This is a genomic window from Tenacibaculum sp. AWR4_210 (assembly GCF_056160945.1).
Map to the genome: position 1 here is coordinate 693070 of NZ_JBSWYF010000001.1, position 18691 is coordinate 711760.

The 18691-nt window shown below is 39.8% G+C and carries 15 protein-coding genes; 4 read left to right on the forward strand and 11 right to left on the reverse strand.

The annotated features are described in order from the left end of the window. Window positions 1-34 precede the first annotated feature (34 nt). The 3 genes from typA to ACXAG7_RS03075 all read right to left on the reverse strand — a co-directional run bounded on the left by typA (window position 35) and on the right by ACXAG7_RS03075 (window position 3442). Window positions 35-1807 (reverse strand): translational GTPase TypA, encoded by a 1773-nt coding sequence (typA, locus tag ACXAG7_RS03065; protein WP_408044071.1) that lies wholly within the window; start codon window positions 1805-1807, stop codon window positions 35-37. Window positions 1808-1919: 112 nt separating this feature from the next. Further along, on the reverse strand, window positions 1920-2276 hold the full coding sequence (locus ACXAG7_RS03070; protein ID WP_408044072.1) for an LETM1 domain-containing protein: 357 nt from the start codon (window positions 2274-2276) through the stop codon (window positions 1920-1922). Continuing rightward, window positions 2276-3442: a proline dehydrogenase family protein gene (locus tag ACXAG7_RS03075; protein WP_408044073.1), complete on the reverse strand. Its 1167-nt coding sequence runs from the start codon at window positions 3440-3442 to the stop codon at window positions 2276-2278. The genes ACXAG7_RS03070 and ACXAG7_RS03075 overlap by 1 nt, the downstream gene beginning before the upstream one ends. A gap of 100 nt (window positions 3443-3542) precedes the next feature. Here ACXAG7_RS03075 and aroB point away from each other — a divergent pair, with 100 nt between their 5' ends. Further along, window positions 3543-4601, forward strand: coding sequence for a 3-dehydroquinate synthase (gene aroB, locus ACXAG7_RS03080; RefSeq protein WP_476665924.1), 1059 nt, complete (start codon window positions 3543-3545; stop codon window positions 4599-4601). A 15-nt stretch (window positions 4602-4616) separates the two neighbouring features. Here the strand turns inward: aroB and bshA are convergent, their stop codons facing one another. The 4 genes from bshA to dnaB all read right to left on the reverse strand — a co-directional run bounded on the left by bshA (window position 4617) and on the right by dnaB (window position 9700). Next, entirely contained in the window at window positions 4617-5750 is a 1134-nt protein-coding gene (gene bshA, locus ACXAG7_RS03085; RefSeq protein ID WP_408044075.1) for an N-acetyl-alpha-D-glucosaminyl L-malate synthase BshA, read from the reverse strand. Between the two features lie 124 nt (window positions 5751-5874). Beyond that, window positions 5875-6720 carry a transketolase gene (locus tag ACXAG7_RS03090; RefSeq protein ID WP_408044076.1) on the reverse strand — a complete coding sequence of 282 codons (846 nt, stop codon included), beginning with the start codon at window positions 6718-6720 and terminating at the stop codon, window positions 5875-5877. Window positions 6721-6832: 112 nt separating this feature from the next. Then, window positions 6833-8098 carry an asparagine synthetase B gene (locus tag ACXAG7_RS03095; protein WP_408044077.1) on the reverse strand — a complete coding sequence of 422 codons (1266 nt, stop codon included), beginning with the start codon at window positions 8096-8098 and terminating at the stop codon, window positions 6833-6835. 69 nt (window positions 8099-8167) lie between these two features. After that, window positions 8168-9700, reverse strand: coding sequence for a replicative DNA helicase (gene dnaB, locus ACXAG7_RS03100; RefSeq protein WP_408044078.1), 1533 nt, complete (start codon window positions 9698-9700; stop codon window positions 8168-8170). Between the two features lie 128 nt (window positions 9701-9828). Between dnaB and ACXAG7_RS03105 the strand changes: the two genes are divergently transcribed. The 3 genes from ACXAG7_RS03105 (at window position 9829) to pepT (ending at window position 12804) form a co-directional block, all read left to right on the forward strand. Beyond that, window positions 9829-10911 carry a DUF3810 domain-containing protein gene (locus ACXAG7_RS03105; RefSeq protein WP_476665925.1) on the forward strand — a complete coding sequence of 361 codons (1083 nt, stop codon included), beginning with the start codon at window positions 9829-9831 and terminating at the stop codon, window positions 10909-10911. After that, complete coding sequence (locus ACXAG7_RS03110; protein WP_408044080.1) at window positions 10904-11458, forward strand: hypothetical protein; 555 nt, start codon at window positions 10904-10906, stop codon at window positions 11456-11458. The genes ACXAG7_RS03105 and ACXAG7_RS03110 overlap by 8 nt, the downstream gene beginning before the upstream one ends. Before the next feature lie 107 nt (window positions 11459-11565). Continuing rightward, on the forward strand, window positions 11566-12804 hold the full coding sequence (pepT, locus tag ACXAG7_RS03115; protein WP_476665926.1) for a peptidase T: 1239 nt from the start codon (window positions 11566-11568) through the stop codon (window positions 12802-12804). A gap of 57 nt (window positions 12805-12861) precedes the next feature. On the opposite strand, the gene ACXAG7_RS03120 is transcribed toward pepT, so the two are convergent. From ACXAG7_RS03120 to ACXAG7_RS03135, 4 genes are all read right to left on the reverse strand, one after another. Then, complete coding sequence (locus ACXAG7_RS03120) at window positions 12862-16053, reverse strand: TonB-dependent receptor (RefSeq protein ID WP_476665927.1); 3192 nt, start codon at window positions 16051-16053, stop codon at window positions 12862-12864. A gap of 90 nt (window positions 16054-16143) precedes the next feature. Further along, window positions 16144-17202, reverse strand: coding sequence for a hypothetical protein (locus tag ACXAG7_RS03125; RefSeq protein WP_476665928.1), 1059 nt, complete (start codon window positions 17200-17202; stop codon window positions 16144-16146). 56 nt (window positions 17203-17258) lie between these two features. Continuing rightward, window positions 17259-18104 carry a hypothetical protein gene (locus ACXAG7_RS03130; RefSeq protein ID WP_476665929.1) on the reverse strand — a complete coding sequence of 282 codons (846 nt, stop codon included), beginning with the start codon at window positions 18102-18104 and terminating at the stop codon, window positions 17259-17261. Beyond that, window positions 18094-18654, reverse strand: coding sequence for an RNA polymerase sigma factor (locus tag ACXAG7_RS03135; RefSeq protein ID WP_476665930.1), 561 nt, complete (start codon window positions 18652-18654; stop codon window positions 18094-18096). Before ACXAG7_RS03135 ends, ACXAG7_RS03130 begins: the two co-directional genes overlap by 11 nt. Window positions 18655-18691: the final 37 nt, after the last annotated feature.

Sequence of the window (18691 nt, forward strand, 5' to 3'; positions counted from 1 at the left end):
AACGGTGGAGTTTTTTTATAATTCTTTCTACGAACTAGCGTACAAAGTTAATTTTACGCATTCTCAAGCTTTCAGGAGTTACTTCTAAGTACTCATCATCCTTGATGTATTCCATACACTCTTCTAAAGACATATCGATTTTTGGAGCAATTTTAACTCCATCATCAGATCCAGAAGCACGTACATTCGTCAATTTCTTTCCTTTAATTAAGTTTACAGCTAAGTCATCTTGCTTTGCATTCTCTCCCACTACCTGTCCTTTGTAGATTTCTTGGTTAGGATCGATAAAGAACTTTCCACGATCTTGTAATCTGTCAATAGCATAGGCTGTCGCTTTTCCTGCTTCCGACGAAACGATTGCTCCGTTTACAACATCAGAAAACTCTCCTTTATACGCATCATATCCACGTAAACGGTGGTTAATAATAGCCTCTCCTTGAGTCGCTGTCAACAACTTATTTCTAAGTCCGATTAATCCTCTAGATGGAATATCAAACTCTAAGTGTTGTAAATCTCCTTTAGGCTCCATTACCAATAAGTCACCTTTACGCATCGTAACGAGGTTAATGGCTTTACTTGCTAACTCTTCAGGTACATCGATTACTAAAGTCTCATAAGGCTCGCACTTTACACCGTCGATTTCCTTTAAAATTACTTTAGGACGACCTACTTGTAATTCATAGCCCTCTCTTCTCATCGTTTCAATTAAAACAGATAAGTGAAGAATTCCACGTCCGAATACGTTGAATTTATCTTCCGTATCGGTATCTTCAATTCTCAAGGCTAAGTTTTTCTCTGTTTCTTTGTACAGGCGATCACGTAAGTGTCGTGAAGTTACGTATTTTCCTTCTTTACCGTAAAATGGTGAGTTGTTAATGGTAAACAACATACTCATCGTAGGCTTATCAACTTCAATACGCGGCATAGCTTCAGGAGCTTCTAAATCGGCGATGGTATCTCCAATCTCGAAATCATCTATTCCGGTAACGGCACAAATATCTCCACTTCTAACTTTATCGGCTTCAGCTTTCCCCATTCCTTCAAAGACGTGTAATTCTTTGATACGAACTTTTTTGGTAGTCCCGTCAGCTTTACAAAGCATATAATCTTTATTCTTTTCCAAATCACCACGGAATACACGTCCGATGGCAATACGTCCTTTAAATGAAGAATAATCTAATGACGTGATTTGCATTTGAGGAGAACCTTCTCTGTAAGGCGCTTCTGGAATCGTTTCCAACACGGCGTCTAACAACGGAACGATATCTTCAGTAGGCTCATTCCAATCGGTACTCATCCATCCGTTCTTTGCAGAACCGTAAATGGTTGTAAAATCTAATTGCGCTTCAGTAGCTTCCAAAGCAAACATCAAATCAAATACTTTTTCGTGTACGAGATCAGGAGTACAGTTCTCCTTGTCTACTTTATTTACTACCACAATCGGAGTCAATCCTAATTCAATCGCTTTCCCCAATACAAAACGCGTTTGCGGCATTGGTCCTTCAAATGCATCTACCAATAAGAGTACACCATCAGCCATTTTTAAAACACGCTCTACTTCACCACCAAAATCGGCGTGACCAGGAGTATCGATTACATTAATTTTAACGCCTTTGTAGTTTACAGATACGTTTTTAGATAAAATTGTAATACCACGCTCTCTTTCTAAGTCATTATTATCTAATAATAAGTCAGTGCGTTCTTTACGTTCATCTAAGATTTTAGCTTGGTCTATAATTTTATCAACCAAGGTAGTTTTACCGTGGTCAACGTGTGCTATAATAGCGATGTTTCTAATTGATTGCATTTTGCTCCGTTAAATTTGCGGCAAAAGTACTATATATTATGTAAATAAAATGGATTTTGGGTTTTGATTTTTAAAAGAAAGCTAAGAATTGCTAAAAATCATCCCGAATTTCTTAGGAATCAGTAGGTAGTTCTGGAAGGGAATCCGAATCATCGCGCTCCTCGTCATCCTGGTTTTCTTCCAATTCTTCGTCATCTTCACGGAACGCACTGGGCAGTATATCCGGAATCAATTTGATTAACAAAGGAAGTAATAGCGCTCCGCCTGGAAGCATAAACACTGTAAAGGCAGGAATGGCCTTACAGATATCTAACATCTGCTCTTTGATTTTGGTTTTTTCTTCAGCAGAGAGTGAGGTAGTTAGTGATTTACGTATTAAATACACCAACTCCTTACTCTCTTGAAGTTCTTTTGCCAAACGTTTTTTATTCTTTCGAATGGCTTCTTTTATTTCATCTACCGTATTCATTAAAGTTTACGGCGAGCTTTTTCTGTTTTTAATAAATTCAATTCTCTGGAGGTTTGTCCAGCAACTGAAGTATTTTCTTCCGCCCTGCGAATTAAGTAGGGCATCACATCGCGAACAGGGCCAAACGGTACGTACTTCGCTACGTTGTATTTTTCTGTGGCTAAGTTAAAACTAATATGATCACTCATACCGTACAATTGCCCGAACCACATGCGTTTATCATCAGCGGCAATTTTATGGTCTTGTGCTAATTTCATTAATAAGTACGAACTCTCTTCGTTGTGTGTTCCTGCAAAGATCGCCATATTTTTATGTTCCATCATATAGGTAATGGCTTCGTTGTAATTAACGTCTGTAGCTTCTTTATCCACACATATAGGCGACTCATATCCTTTTTCAGCAGCACGAGCTCTTTCTTTCTCCATATAAGCCCCGCGAACAACTTTCATTCCGATATGGAATCCTTTTTGATGTGCGCGTTGGTGTAGGTTTCTCAAATATTCCATACGATCGTGTCGGTACATTTGCAAGGTATTGAATACGATTGCCTTTTCCTTGTTGTACTGCTCCATGAGCTCTTCAATAAGGTCATCGGCTGCGTCTTGCATCCAACTTTCTTCCGCATCAATTAACAACGGAACATCTTTTTCAACGGCTGCTTTACACACCAAATGAAAACGCTCAACGACACGTGCCCACTCCGTTTGCTCTTCGTCGGTTAACGTCTCTCCTTCCGTAAGTTTCTGGTACAACTCAAATCGACCAAATCCGGTTGGTTTAAATACAGCAAAAGGGATCGCCTGCTTTTCCGCCGCAAACTCTACTGTTTTTAAGGTCATTTTTAAGGCGTTCTCAAACTGATCCTCTTCTTCCTTACCCTCAACAGAGTAGTCCAAAATACTGCATACATTACCTTTACTATACATCTTTTCGATGTTCGGTAAACAATCTTCTTCCGTTACTCCACCGCAAAAGTGATCAAAAACAGTAGAACGTATCAATCCTTCTACTGGCAAATGAGCTTTCAGCGCAAAATTGGTTACAGCTGTTCCAATACGAACCATTGGCTGACTTTGAATCATTTTAAATAAAAAATACGCACGCTCTAACTCCGAATCGGACTTTAACTTGAATGCTATTTCTGTGTTGTCAAAAAGTTTCATCAACTACGTAATGTTAAGGTTTATTGGAAGACAAATATAATTGTATAGGGTGATATATTTCAATTTTTTCTATTTAATTTGCGACTTTATAAATTAATAGGAAATGACCACTATTCAAGCGGTAAGCTACCCGATACACTTTGAAAACAAAGCCTATGAAGAATTGGCTTTGTTATTAGACCAAAAACAATACTCTTCTATCTTTATTTTGGTAGATGATAATACGATGCGTTGTTGTTATCCTCGATTTATGCAGTTGCTTCAAACAACTTTACCTATGGAGGTACTGCAAATCGATGCCGGAGAGGTACACAAAAACATCGATACTTGTATCGGCTTGTGGAATGCTATGACCGAGCTCGGTGCCGATCGAAAAAGTGTGCTAATTACCCTAGGTGGAGGAGTGATTACCGATCTAGGTGGTTTTGTCGCTTCGACCTTTAAGCGCGGCATTGATTTTATTAATATCCCAACAACCTTGCTCAGTATGGTTGACGCCTCAGTTGGTGGAAAAACAGGTATCGATTTAGGCGTACTTAAAAATCAAATTGGCGTCTTCGCCAATCCGGAATTAATTGTTATTGACCCGGAATTTTTACACACCCTCGACCCTAGAGAAATTCGCTCTGGATCGGCTGAAATCATCAAATACGGAATGACACATGACCAACAGTTATTTCAAGAAATAACTGCGAATCCAGAGGTCAACATCATCGATCTAATTCACCGCTCCATCTCGATTAAAAACGAAGTGGTTTTAGAGGACCCTAAAGAACGCGGATTGCGAAAAGTATTGAATTGGGGACATACCATAGGACACGGTGTAGAATCGTATTTCTTAGAATCTCCTGCCAAGGAAAACTTAACGCACGGAGAGGCGATTGCCATCGGTATGATTTGCGAAACCTACCTCTCTGCAAAGCTATTAGAGTTTCCAACCGAGATGGTATCCGTAGTCAAAGAACGACTGATCGCTATTTTTGGAAAAGCCAGCATCGAAGAAGCCGATTTACCAGCAATTTACGAGCTTATGAAGCACGATAAAAAGAATGTTGGCGGCACGATCAACTTCGTACTTTTAAACGATATCGAAACATTTAAAATAGATTGCAACGTTCCTGAAGAACTCATTCTAGAAAGCATTAGGTATTACGCTAGTTAACACTAGCGTATTGCCTTACTTTGCTACAGCATAGCAACGTTTGTAAATAGCCTCGTACTGGGGTAAAATTTTACTGAGTGAAAACTCTTTCACATGTGCTTTTGCATTGGATTTAAAAGTCGTAAGCACTGTTTCATCGCGCAATACCTCGAGGGCTTTAGCAGCCATGTCCTCAACATCTCCTACGGCACTCAAATATCCGGTTTTACCGGGAATATTAACTTCGGGAAGCCCTCCAGCATTGGTTGAAATAACTGCAGTTCCGGCAGCCATTGCCTCCAAAGCAGCCAATCCGAAACTCTCGGTTTCTGAAGGAAGTAAAAAGACATCGGTATAACAGAGTATTTTTGCTACTTCGCTACTATTTCCTAAGAATAGAACGCGGTCTTCAATCCCAAATTCTTTCACTAAATTTTCTACTTTTAAACGCTCTGGACCGTCACCTACCATAAGTAATTTCGCGGGAATCTCTCGTTGCACTTTCTCAAAAATACGCACTACATCATCCGTTCTTTTCACCGGTCTAAAATTACTGATATGCGTTAAAATACGCTCTTCTGGATTTGCTAAGGCACTGCGTTTACATTCAGCTTCATGGGCTCTATCGTACTTTTCCGCATCGATAAAATTATAGACTACTTTAATATCTTTTTCGATAGAGAAAAGTCGCAAAGTATCTTCCTTTAAGCTTTGAGATACCGTTGTTACCTCATCCGATTTGTTGATGCTAAACTCCACTGCTGTTTTGTAAGTAGGATGGCTCCCTACTAAGGTAATATCTGTTCCGTGCAAGGTTGTAACGACCTTTACATTAATCCCCTTATCTTCGAGCATCTTTTTCGCCATGTAGGCCGCATACGCATGTGGAATAGCATAGTGTACATGCAATACTTCAAGTTCAAATTTTTGAACCACTTCCACCATTTTACTCGACAAGGCCAATTCGTAAGGTTGATATTGAAACAGTGGATATTCTTCCATAACCACTTCGTGAAAATGCAATCTATGAGAAATAAAATCGAGTCGGACGGGTTGGTTATACGTGATAAAATGTACTTCGTGTCCTTTATCAGCCAGTGCCATTCCTAATTCTGTTGCCACGACTCCACTACCACCAAAGGTCGGGTAGCAAACGATACCTATTTTCATATTTGCGTTGATTATTGGGTTTGGGAAATAAAAGTAAATTTACGAGAATAGACTATGAATTATGTAAAATTTATCATAAAAAAAACCGTTGTTTTCACAACGGTTTCTATCTCAGTATTTTATTCTAGTAATCTCCTAAAGTTTCAGGATTTTGAGCTAAAGCACTTTCTAACTGCTCATCATTAGGAGCTTTTCCGTGCCAAGCATGGGTGTGCATCATAAAGTCGATACCATTCCCCATTTCTGTATATAACAATACACAAATTGGTTTACCATTACCTGTTTTTGACTTCGCTTCAGCCATTCCAGCCAAAATTGATTCTACGTCATTTCCTTTTTGAATTTCAACAACATCCCAACCAAAAGCTTCAAATTTTGCTTTGATGCTTCCCATTGCTAAAACCTCGTCTGTAGTACCGTCAATTTGCTTTTCGTTAACATCAATCGTTGCGATTAAATTGTCTACTTTTTTTGCAGATGCATACATTGCTGCTTCCCAAATTTGACCTTCTTGAATTTCTCCATCTCCGTGTAATGAGTACACAGTTTTGTCATCACCGTTAAGCTTTTTAGCTTCCGCAGCTCCAATAGCAACACTCATCCCCTGCCCCAAAGATCCGGAAGCAATACGTACTCCTGGCAAATCTTCGTGTGTTGTAGGGTGTCCTTGCAAACGCGTGTCTAATTTTCTAAACGTAGCCAATTCCGCTACAGGAAAGAAACCACTACGAGCCAAAGTACTGTAATACACTGGAGAAATGTGTCCGTTAGATAAGAAAAACAAATCTTCGTTCTTTCCATTCATATCAAAATCTGTAGAGTAATCCATAATCTCTTGATACAAACAGGTAAAAAATTCTGCACATCCTAATGAACCTCCTGGGTGTCCTGAACTTACAGCGTGAACCATTCGAACAATATCTCTTCGAACTTGTTGTGTGAAATCTTGAAGTTGTTGTGTTGTTGGCATTCTTGTTTTTGTTTTAAGCGACAAATGTAAGTGATTATCGCTTATAGCGCAATTACTTTTTTCTTTTCTTTTCCGTCGCAACAAGGCCCCACTTTTAAGACCTTAGTAGTCCTTAGGTTTTTTGCTTTTTCTTTTTCGCTGCCGGGAACAACACATTGTTGAGTATCAAACGGTATCCCGGTGAAGTCGGGTGTAAATCGAGTTCTGTTTTCGGATCTCCAACGCGATGTTGGTAGTCCTCCGGATCGTGACCACCGTAAAAAGTAAACATTCCTTTCCCCTTGGTTCCGTGTATGTACCGCGCTTCTCTGTTGTGCTTACTCTCTCCTAACACCATCACAGTAGGTTTTACATTGGCGGGGTCAAAAGCCGTAGTCTGCCCCATAAAACCTTTAATTAATTGCGTATGGTTTTGGGTTAACATGGTGGGGACCTGATCCCACTTTGCAGAAAATTCTCCGAGTGTAAAGTAATCCGTTTCTTTGTTGATCCGTCTTTTACGAGTCATATCAATCGAAGAAAACTCATACGTCATCGGGTTGCGTACCAATTCAAAGTTGGTAAAAGCAAAGGTGTTTTGAAAATCAATTTTCGCTTGATAATTAGGTTCTGAAGGATCTCCGTCAAACATCGTTTCACAAATATCAACACCATCCGCTGCAAGGGCTATGTCAAAGCTATCTGTAGCCGAACACATGGCAAACATGAATCCTCCTCCTATTACGTAGTCTCTAATTTTTTTCGCCACTGCTCCCTTTTCATGAGATACCTTGGTGTAGCCAAGTTTTTTTGCCAAAGCCTCAGCATCTTTTTTTTGCTGTACATACCAAGGTGCCGTGCGATAGGCGCCGTAAAAACGACCGTATTGCCCGGTAAAATCCTCGTGATGTAGGTGCAACCATTCGTACATTAGCAGTTTGTCATTCAATACATCTTCATCATACACCACGTCAAAAGGAATTTCTGCATAGGTCAATACCATCGTTACAGCATCGTCCCAAGGCATTTTATCTTTAGGTGAATACACTGCTATCTTCGGAGCTTTCTCCAAGGGTACTGCCTCTTGATTTTTGGCAGGCGAACTAATTTCTTCTAAAATAAGCTGCGCTTTTGCAGCGCTAATCAACTGGTAACTCACCCCACGAATTTTACACTCCTTTTCCAAGCTCGCCTCATTCTCCATTAAAAATGCCCCTCCGTCATAGTTCAATAACCATTTCGCTTTCACTCCTTTTTCGAGAGCGAAGTACACGATTCCATAGGCTTTTAAGTGGTTTTTTTGATTGTCGTGACTCATTGGAATGTACAAGAAATCAGCAAAGGCACTTTGAACTCCCAGAACAAAAAGTACACATAAAATAAGTAGGTTCTTCATCATTAAAAACTAAAATACACAATTATAAGATATAATTGTGTATTTGTATTTATTTTAACGCATTTGTCAATTTTAAAAAGGAACATCGTCCATTCCTCCACCTCCAGTTTCCGAAGGGCCGAAAGCATCTTCTGGTGAGGCAAAATTCCCTGAGCTTATTTCGTCATTAAAGCCAGAGTTCATACTCGATTGGAATTCACTGCTAAAGCCTTCTTCCAGATCCGAGAATTTGGCGAGGTGTCCGGTAAATTTCAATCGTATGTTGTCAAGACCACCATTACGGTGTTTAGCGACGATAAATTCTCCCTGTCCTTCACACGGTGAATGATCATCATCATCCCATTCGGTCATTCCGTAGTATTCTGGACGGAAAATAAAAGATACGATATCCGCATCCTGCTCAATTGCTCCAGATTCACGTAAATCCGATAGTAACGGACGTTTACTACCTCCACGAGTTTCTACCGAACGCGACAACTGTGAAAGCGCAATCACTGGTACATTTAATTCTTTTGCCAAGGCTTTCAAGTTACGAGAGATGGTCGAGATTTCTTGTTCTCGGTTACCTGCCGTTCCTCCTGCTGTCATTAACTGCAAATAGTCAATAACCAAAATACGGACATTGTGTTGCGACACCAAACGTCGCGCTTTTGCACGTAAATCAAAAATTGAAAGCGCCGGTGTATCATCGATAAAGATAGGAGCGTCAGACAAGCGTTTTACCTTGACATTTAACTGCTCCCATTCATGGGGCTCTAGGTTTCCTTTACGCAATTTCTCAGAAGTCAAACCTGTTTCCGATGATATCATACGCGTAATCAACTGTACCGATGACATCTCTAGTGAGAAAATTGCTACGGCATGATTAAATTCAATAGCCATGTTTTTTGCCATCGAAATTACGAAAGCCGTTTTTCCCATACCCGGACGAGCCGCAATAATAATAAGGTCCGTAGGTTGCCAACCCGAAGTCAAGGCATCGAGTTTGGTAAAACCTGTTGCCAAACCACTCATTCCTTCCTTGGTTGAAATTTCTTGAATCTTAGTAATCGACTGTTGTACTAAAGAGTCTGCTCGTTCCGCTCCTTTTTTCAAGTTTCCTTGGGTTACTTCGAACAGTTTCCCTTCGGCGTCGTCGAGTAAATCAAACACATCCATGGTTTCATCATAGGCATTTTCAATGATTTCCGAAGAAATGCTAATCAACTTACGCTGGATGTATTTTTGGAGAATAATTCGCGAATGAAATTCAATATGTGCCGAAGAGGCCACCTTTTGCGTCAAGCCGATCAAATAAAAGTCACCTCCTACGAGTTCGAGTTTGGCGTTCTTTTTTAATTGGTTTGAAACAGATAATAAATCAATAGGCTCCGAATTTTGGAACAGCATGTAAATGGCCTCGTAGATTTCTTGATGCCTTTTATCGTAAAATGCTTCCGGATGCAAGATATCAATAACAGTATCAATACCTTTCTTATCAATCATCATCGCACCTAACACCGCCTCTTCCAGCTCTAAAGCTTGAGGTGGCAGCTTTCCTTTTTCTAAACTTATGATTCTAGATTTATCTATTTTGGTTCCCCGTACCGATTGCATTTTCTCCATGGTGACAAAAGTAAATTTTTATGATGATATTTGCTCGGTTTCCTCCCAACTTTCTTTTTACACAAATCCTGTAAACAAAAATGTTATTAACTTGTTGATAACCTAGTATGTTTCTTATTTTTGAAGCTATGAAATACAGTAAAACAACCCTATTCCTCTGCCTCTTTCTACCTATTCAAATAGTCTTTATTCGCTATTTGAGTGGGCAAACTGAATGGATTGAAACTCATTACAGCCAATCTTTTTATCCGTTTTTATCAGAAACGCTGCGCTATTTATTAGGCTGGATACCGTTTTCTGTGGGAGATGTGATCGGGTTTGTGCTCGCTTTCTATTTCTTAAAAAGCACCGTGCAACTCATCAGAACTAAATTTACAAATTTCATTCCAATATCCTTGAAATTTATCAGCTATTTATCGGTAGTCCACTTTCTTTTTTACACTTTTTGGGGGTTAAATTACTTCAGAGCTCCTATGGCCGAGCGCCTAAAATTACAGCAAGAAGCCTATAGTGACCAGGCGCTGCTACAAACTACCGAACGCATCATTTACGAACTCAACAGCCGTCACTTCCAGTTAACGGCCTCTGACACTGCGGTCGTAAAAGTTCCGTATTCCAGAGCTACTATTTACAAAATGGCTCCGGAAGGATTTGCTGTGTTAGCCAATACCTATCCTCAGTTAGAATACCATCATCGCTCTATAAAAAGTTCTTTAGTTAGCTTGTTCCATTCTTACGGTGGTACTGCGGGCTACTTCAATCCAATTACTGGTGAGGCGCAGGTAAATTACCAAATTCCCTTAAACGGATACGCCGCAACCACCTGCCATGAAATGGCACATCAATTGGGTTGGGCCGCGGAGAACGATGCCAACTTCCTAGGATTTTTGGCCACAATTCACCATAAAGACCTCTATTTTCAATACGCAGGTTACCGCATGGCCTATCGCTACTGCATTGATGAAATGTACAAACGAATGCCACAAGAGGCCGCACATCTGAGGTCGACCTTGCGTATGGGAATTCGAAAAGATTATTACCAAACCCATTTGCACTGGAACAGCTTTAAGAACCCCATAGAACCCCTCCTTAAGAAAGGATACAGTAGCTATCTCAAGGCCAACAATCAAACCCACGGAATTGAATCTTACGATTATGTCGTAGATTTGCTTATCGCATATTACAAAACTAAAACCAACAGTAATGATTAAATACCCCCTACGAATTCTCGGACTCTTTTTATTAATGTCCTGTGCTAACCATACCCTAGACCAAGATTTTAATTGCAGTGGTTATAAAATTATCAGCAAACAAAAAACTGTACGGGATTTTAACAACAAGTTTAGCATAGTCATTCCTCAACATTGGAAGACGAGTTTATACGACGAAGAGGGTTTGTCATCACTCCTCGTTGCAGATACCACTATTAGTTTACAAAACTCCATCCTTATGGATATTAGTTTTTTAAACAATAGCACTCCTATTGACAGCAAGTTTTCGGACAAAATTAGCAGTGACAATAAGAAAATGGGCTTTAAAGAAGTCAAAACAAAGCGATTTACCATTGATGACAGCCCTGCCTATTACACCTTGGCAAAAGGTAAAAAAGGCGCTTACCCTTATACCATCCTGAACATTTTTCACAAACCTTCAGAAGAAGCGCTTCTCCATTCGAAAGTTGAAATTTACGGTGATTCTCTCGTCGATGAGCGCCTTTGTAAAAGTGTTCAACTGATTAAAAAAATTAAAACCTTGTAATTTCACCATAAAATTTAAGTTTCCCCTGCAAATTCAAGTAATTTATAGTTCCAGTATAGCAAGTATTTCAAATCGTATAAGTATTTTTGAAGCCTAAATTTAGACACATGAACAAACAGCATATTATAGACAGATTTATCAAGTACGTAACTGTAGATACAGAAAGTGATCCGAACAACCCTGCATTTCCTAGTACGGAAAAACAATGGGACCTAGCACGTATCTTAGAACAGGAACTCAAAGATATCGGGATGTCAGAGGTTACCCTTGACGAAAACTGTTATTTAATGGCTACCTTGCCTAGCAATTTAGGCTATGAGGTTCCGACCATTGGATTTGTAGCACATATAGACACGAGCCCTGATTTTACAGGTGCCAATGTCAAACCTCAAATTCATGAAAACTACGACGGTCAAGACATCGTTTTAAACGCTGAAGAGAACATCGTTCTTTCTCCGAGTTATTTTGACGATTTATTGCAATACAAAGGACAAACGATCATCACCACTGACGGAACTACTCTTTTAGGTGCTGATGATAAGGCTGGAGTCACTGAAATCGTTTCAGCTATGGAGTACCTACTTCAAAATCCTCAAATTAAACACGGAAAAATACGTATCTGCTTCACTCCAGACGAAGAAGTGGGGAAAGGAGCACACATGTTTGATGTTGAAAAATTTGGCGCTGAATGGGCGTATACCATGGACGGTAGTCAAATTGGTGAATTGGAATACGAAAACTTCAATGCCGCTGGTGCTAAAGTACATATACAAGGTAAAATTGTTCACCCTGGGTACGCTAAAGGTAAAATGGTTAACTCTATGACTATTGCCAGTGAGTTTATCAGCAAACTCCCTAAAGAAGAAGTACCTGAGCGCACTACAGGCTACGAAGGATTTTTCCACTTACACCACATGGAAGGAGCTGTAGAAAGTACTACACTCCACTATATTATCCGCGACCACGATATGGATTTGTTTCAACAACGCAAGGAGTTCATGCTAAACGTTGCTAAGGAAATGAATGAGCACTTAGGAAAAGAACTCATAGAGGTTCAAATCAAGGATCAATACTTTAATATGAAAGAAAAGGTGACTCCGGTAATGCATATCGTAGATATCGCAGAGGAAGTTATGAATGATATGGGTATTACACCTATCATCAAGCCTATACGAGGTGGAACTGACGGTTCACAGCTTTCTTACAAAGGACTCCCTTGTCCAAACATCTTTGCTGGAGGACATAATTTCCACGGACGTTACGAATACGTTCCTGCAGAAAGCATCGTTAAAGCAAGCCAAGTAATCGTAGGAATCGCTGAAAAGGTAGGTCAAAAATTTGCCTAAGCCATTTGCTACATACTATAAAAAGAAAATCCAGAGCTAAGCTCTGGATTTTTTTATTTAAAAGATATAGCGCAAGCCCAATTGCATTTGCCATCGCGACAATAAACTACTGTCAGCACTAAAAGTTTCTTTTAGCTCCGAATCAAAACTGTAGATAGGTTGTTGGGTATAATCAGCTTGGTAAACTGCTGGATCGGGATTTGCATCTGGGAACCTCACCCCTAAAGGCTGTACATTGGTTGGTACTTGTACAACTCCCCAATCAGAATTCAATAAATTCCCGACGTTCAAAATATCTATACTCAATTGAATAGTGTGTTCCTTCTTATCAGTAAACTTTAGTTTAAAGTCTTGCAACACCTTGATATCCCAACGTCCACGCCAAGGAGCCAAAGCACCGTAGCGTTCGGCATACTGCCCTCTTCTCGAACTCAAATACGCGTCCTGCTGTAAAAACGATTCAAAAGCCGTTCTCTGTGCTGGTGTTGTAAACTGCATTTGATTGAGTTCTGTTGTCGTTGGTATGTATAACAAATCGTTGACCGCGGAACCGTCATTATTGATATCTCCTCCGTAAGTATAATTAAAACGCCCTCCTTGAGCATATTCAAAAAAAGCGGTTATGGTAGTTGCAAATCTGTCACCTCCGTAACTGAACTTTTTTGATGCAACCCCTATAATTCGATGCGTATCTCCGTACTTTGAATAACTCAACACATCGGTGTTGGCATTGCCCACTACTGGATTAAAAGCAAAGGCATCACCGGTAATCTCAGCTTCGATAGAGTTTACATCTTTAGCATTCAAATAACTGTAAGCTACATTGGTGTATAAACCGTTGTCAAACGTCTTTGTCAACTTAAACGAAGCGTTGTACACTCGTCCTTTGTCCGAATTGGTGAACACATAGGCATTGTTTCCTTTGTTGGTATAGTACTCGCGATTGTCTACTCCAGTCAATCGCTCTGTAGGTGTTCTAAGTCCCCAATTCTGAACGTGCGCACCATTAATATCTTTGGTATACGACACATCTGCTGTGAACACCACTCCATTCTCGAATCGATAATCGGCTCCCAAATTAGATCGCCAGACCTGCGGGAATTTAAAGTCAGGTGCAACTATCTGGAAAAAACCATCGTCTGCACCACTCACCTGATTTCCTAACCAAACAAAGGGCAATCGTCCTGTAAACACTCCAGTTCCTCCGCGGATTTGAAGTTTATTTTCTTTGTTCACATTCCAATTAAAGCCGAGTCTCGGCGACACCAACCATTGATTTGTCGGCATTTTTGTCGAGTTAAGGCTCACTTCTTGGCCGGTATTCGGATTAAAATATCGAATCGCATTATTTCTGGTCGCACCATTATCGGTATCGATAAACTTTTGAACGAGAGAAGCTGTATCAAAGTACAAAGGTTTATCAAAGCGGATTCCATACGTCAGTTTAAACGCCTCATTAAGCTCCCATTCATCTTGTATATAAAATGCCAATTGCCCTACATTGAGTTCCGAAAGTTTCCAACCTCCGTCATTTCCAGTTCCGTTGGCATTAAATCGGTCATAGGCCTGTTGGGTAGCAGCTAAATACTGCGCTACAACGCCTCCCGGCTGCGCATTGGCCAAGAAAGTCGCAACATCTGGATAAGGATTAAACAATCCGTAATACGGGAATATTCCGAAATTAAACGACTCGTAATTGGTCAGGTTAAAGGAATTTTGAAACATGAATTTTTCAAAAGAAAATCCTATCGTAAACGTGTGATCTCCTTTAAAAAAGTTCATATTATTTGTCAGCTGCCACACGCGTTGATCTAATTTGTTATTAATTGAAAAGGGTTCGTGCCCCGCAATAATATGATTACTTCCGGCCCCGTTTTGAATGGCTATCACCGGAGCTGGAGTTGACAAGGGATTTCTAAAATCATCGAAATAGGTATATCCTATTTGCAATTTATTAGTCGTCGTTTCATTAAACGTCGAGTTCAGTTCCAATAAAAAGGAATCTATATTGTTATTGATTTCATATCCCGAGTTTTGAAACTGCAACATATTCGCACTCGGTCCTCTCAAACCCAATGCTGTCGGATGTGCTGGCTTTTCTTTTGACGCTCGTAAAAAATTATATACTAAGGCCATACGATGCTTGGCATTCAGATTCCAGTCCAGCTTAAACAGCCCTTTGGTTGATCCCGAAGTAAATGTAAAATCTCGATACGCCCCTGTTTCATATCCCAAGGCACGCAACGCTGAACTCACGGCAATTAAATCGGACTCCAAAACAGAAGACTCATTTACTGCTGTTACCCCGTCTCCGTTATTCGGAATCCATCCATTGGTTCCGAGATCTTCTCGATCGTCCTTTTCAAAATTTGCAAAAAAGAACAAGGTATCTTCTATTAGTGGACCTCCAATACTCACTCCGTACTGGCTTTGCGACAACTTAGGCTTTACCACCTCTTGGCCCTTAATCGCTCCTCCTGTCATGTCTTGATTTCTAAAAAATCCGTAAACTGTTCCTTTAAACTCATTGGTTCCGCTTTTCGTAACGGCATTTACAGAGGCTCCAGTAAAACCAGACAAGGTAACATCATAAGGAGCCGTGGCAACGGAAATTTGCTCAATGGCATCTAGCGAAACAGGCTGTGAATCGGTTTGACCACCTGGAGTTGCTGCATCCAAACCAAAAGGATTATTAAAGATCGAACCGTCTAAAGAGAAATTATTGAACTGATCATTTCGTCCTCCAAAGGAACCATTACTAGCTGTGGGCTCCAAACGCGTAAAATCGGCCGCCGATCGTGAAATAGTCGGCAAGGTTTTTAATTGGGTGGCACTCACACTTGTCTGTGCACCTGTGCGATCGCTGTTAAATGTTTTGTTTCTAGATGTCGAAATGACGACCTCTTCCAAAGCCATGCCTTCCTCAGCGAGTACAGCATTAATTTCCGTAGTTTTCCCGAGTGTCAAGAACACGGCTTCTACTTCAAAACTCTTAAATCCTACATAACTAATCGTTACCGTATAGGGACCTCCAACGCGTAAGTTTGGAATGGTAAAACGACCGTTGTCTTGAGCAATTGCTCCTGCAACCGTCCCTGTTGGTTGATGTTTTACTTGCACATTGGCACCAAACAGCGGTTCGCCCGCTGTATCCGTTACAATTCCTTTAATTTTCGAAGTGGTCACTTGGGAAAAAAGCCCGAACCAGGTAAAAAAAAAGAAAACTGTTAAAATTTTTCTCATGTTCATTTGATTTTATTGATACCCTAAAAATAACAAATGCCTCTAAAATATTTTAACAGTTCCCTCTCTGATATTTAACTATTTTTTAAACGCTATTTAATTGATATCCAAACGGACTCCCATAGCTATATTTCGAGTTTTTGAGTTTTTAAACAGTGGATTTAAATCGTATTTAACATAGAGTCCTATGCCTTGATAAGCGACATACGTACTCAAACCGTAGTTGATGGTATTCATATTAAAATCTCCTTTTTGCACTTCTTCAACGCGAATGCCTTCGGCATTAACATACTCTAAATACTGCCTCGTTCCGAGTTTAAATCCGAAAAATCCTCCAATTCCAATACGCAAGGCATCGTGCGTATCATCAATCACTCGTTTATCTGACAACACTTTATTATCCGTAAAATCGAACTCTAAATGCATCGGAAAAGTCATTTGTACGTGTCGCAATCTGCTTTCCGACAAGGGACGACCATGCACTTGTAGACCGAGAGAGTTCGGTTGTAATATGTGGTATTGATTGTTTTTTGCACGTAAATTGTTCCACAAAAAAGACAATCCATATTTAAAATACGTCTTTGATGGTAATTTGGACATACGCGTTTTAAACGTAAAACCAATTTCGTAAAAATGGGACTGCCAAAACTTGTATTTCGAATCGTTTAAACTACTCAATTGATTATTTTCCAACACATTATTCACCCCCATTGCAAACACTATTTGAGTGGTTGTACGCTTGTCTCTTTGGCCTCGAAATTTCTTTTTCCTTCTGTTGGTTTCAAAAACTACAAAATCCTTTTCAAAAAAACTCACCGTGAAGGCATCATCGTCAGAGCTCGCAATTTTACCATCAGTTTTATCTTGTACGAGTTGCTGCAATTTGTACTCCTGAATCCCAACTTTACGAGCAATTTCTTTGGCGTGATACTCAGCTGCTTGTTTCTTTTGTTTTTTCGCTTCTCCTGGAGTAATTTTTTCTTCGGCCAAAGCTGCATTGATGAGGCGCACCTTTTCTTTGAGTGAATCTTTCTGGGTTTTCGTAATTTTATCGATGGTTTTCGATATTTTCTTTACTTCTTTTTCAAAGGTCTTTTCTTGAGAAAAAACCATAGTCGTGCTTAACAACACTAGTATTAATAGTATTCTTATCATAATAATTAGTATTAAATGTTTTGTAAATAGACTGGAGAATACACAGTCCTTTATTTTTATTTATTTCTCTCTGCTACGGCAACAGCGATGTCTGAAATTTTAATTTTTAGTTTATCCAAAAAATCCCCCTTAAACTCTTCATTGATCAATTCCTCCTCAGCCGCCGCCAAGAACTCTTCTGCATCAATGTTCAATTTAAATTTTGTAAATTCTTTACGAATACTGTCGAGCATACTTTTTCTCGTCATGCGTTGTGCGATGTAATATTGCTTTACTTCTTCAGCATTATGCGTCACTGCATACAACAAGTCATCTCCACTCACCTGTATTCTTGATTGCTGTTTTAACGTCTTATTTACGGTACTATGCTCTTTAGAGGTATTAAGTTGATGGTCCCTATTTTCTGCAACTGCTGTTACGGGGGCAGTCACTTCTTCCAAAGGTGTCATTTTTCCAACCTCTTTTAACAAGCGGCTATCCGCTTCAACTTGCGTTACGAGTACAGTCTTCTCATCTTTCGACTTCCTATCAGAGGATGCTTTTATCCTTTTCGTCATGGCAATAGTTGTCGAATTTTTAGCCAATTGCGGAGCAGACTTCTGATGTAGCTGTTCCTTGTTAGAATCCTTCTCTCTTGTCTTCGTTGAATCAATGGAAGTTTCGGCCATTTCTTCTGGGTGTGAAAGGGGCTTCTCAGCAGCGGTAAACCACAAGGCTACACTGAAGAGTACTACTACTGCTGCCGCTATGTTTAGCCATCTCCAATTGCGGCGTTTTGCTGTTTGCTGCTCTTCTTCCTCTAACTTAGACACCATTCGTTCCCAAGCAGAATTGGAAGGCGTTAGCTCTCGATCAGAAAACTGACGCTTTATCAACTGATCAAACTCCTTATTATTTTCCATCTTCTTTAAGTGTATTCAATTTAACATAATTTGTTTGCAACAACTTTCTAGCCTTAAACAATTGGGATTTGGATGTGCTGATAGAGATTCCTAACCTATCAGCAATTTCAGCATGCTTATACCCTTCAATAGCGTACAAATTAAAAACCACTTTGTATCCTTCGGGCAGCCCATCTATCAAACGTTGAATATCTTCTACATGGGTACCTTCCAAATTGTCGGTTGCACTCTCCACAAATTGGTACTCGTCATCAGTATACTCAAAAACACGTTTCTTTTTTAAGTGCGTAAGACAGGTATTCACCATTATTTTACGTATCCATCCCTCAAAACTTCCTTCGTTTTTGAATTTCGCTAGGTGGGTAAATACTTTTAAAAACCCTGACAGCATCATTTCTTCGGCGTGGTGCATATCTTTTACGTACTGTCTGCACACCCCTAACATTTTAGGAGCGTATAGTTCAAAAATTTGTTGCTGCGCTTCTCTGTCTTTTTTCACAGCTTTCGCTAACAATGAACTCGTGGTTTTATGAAGGGCTATTACTTTCAATTCGCTTTAGCTTTTGTTGCTTACACTTATATAGACG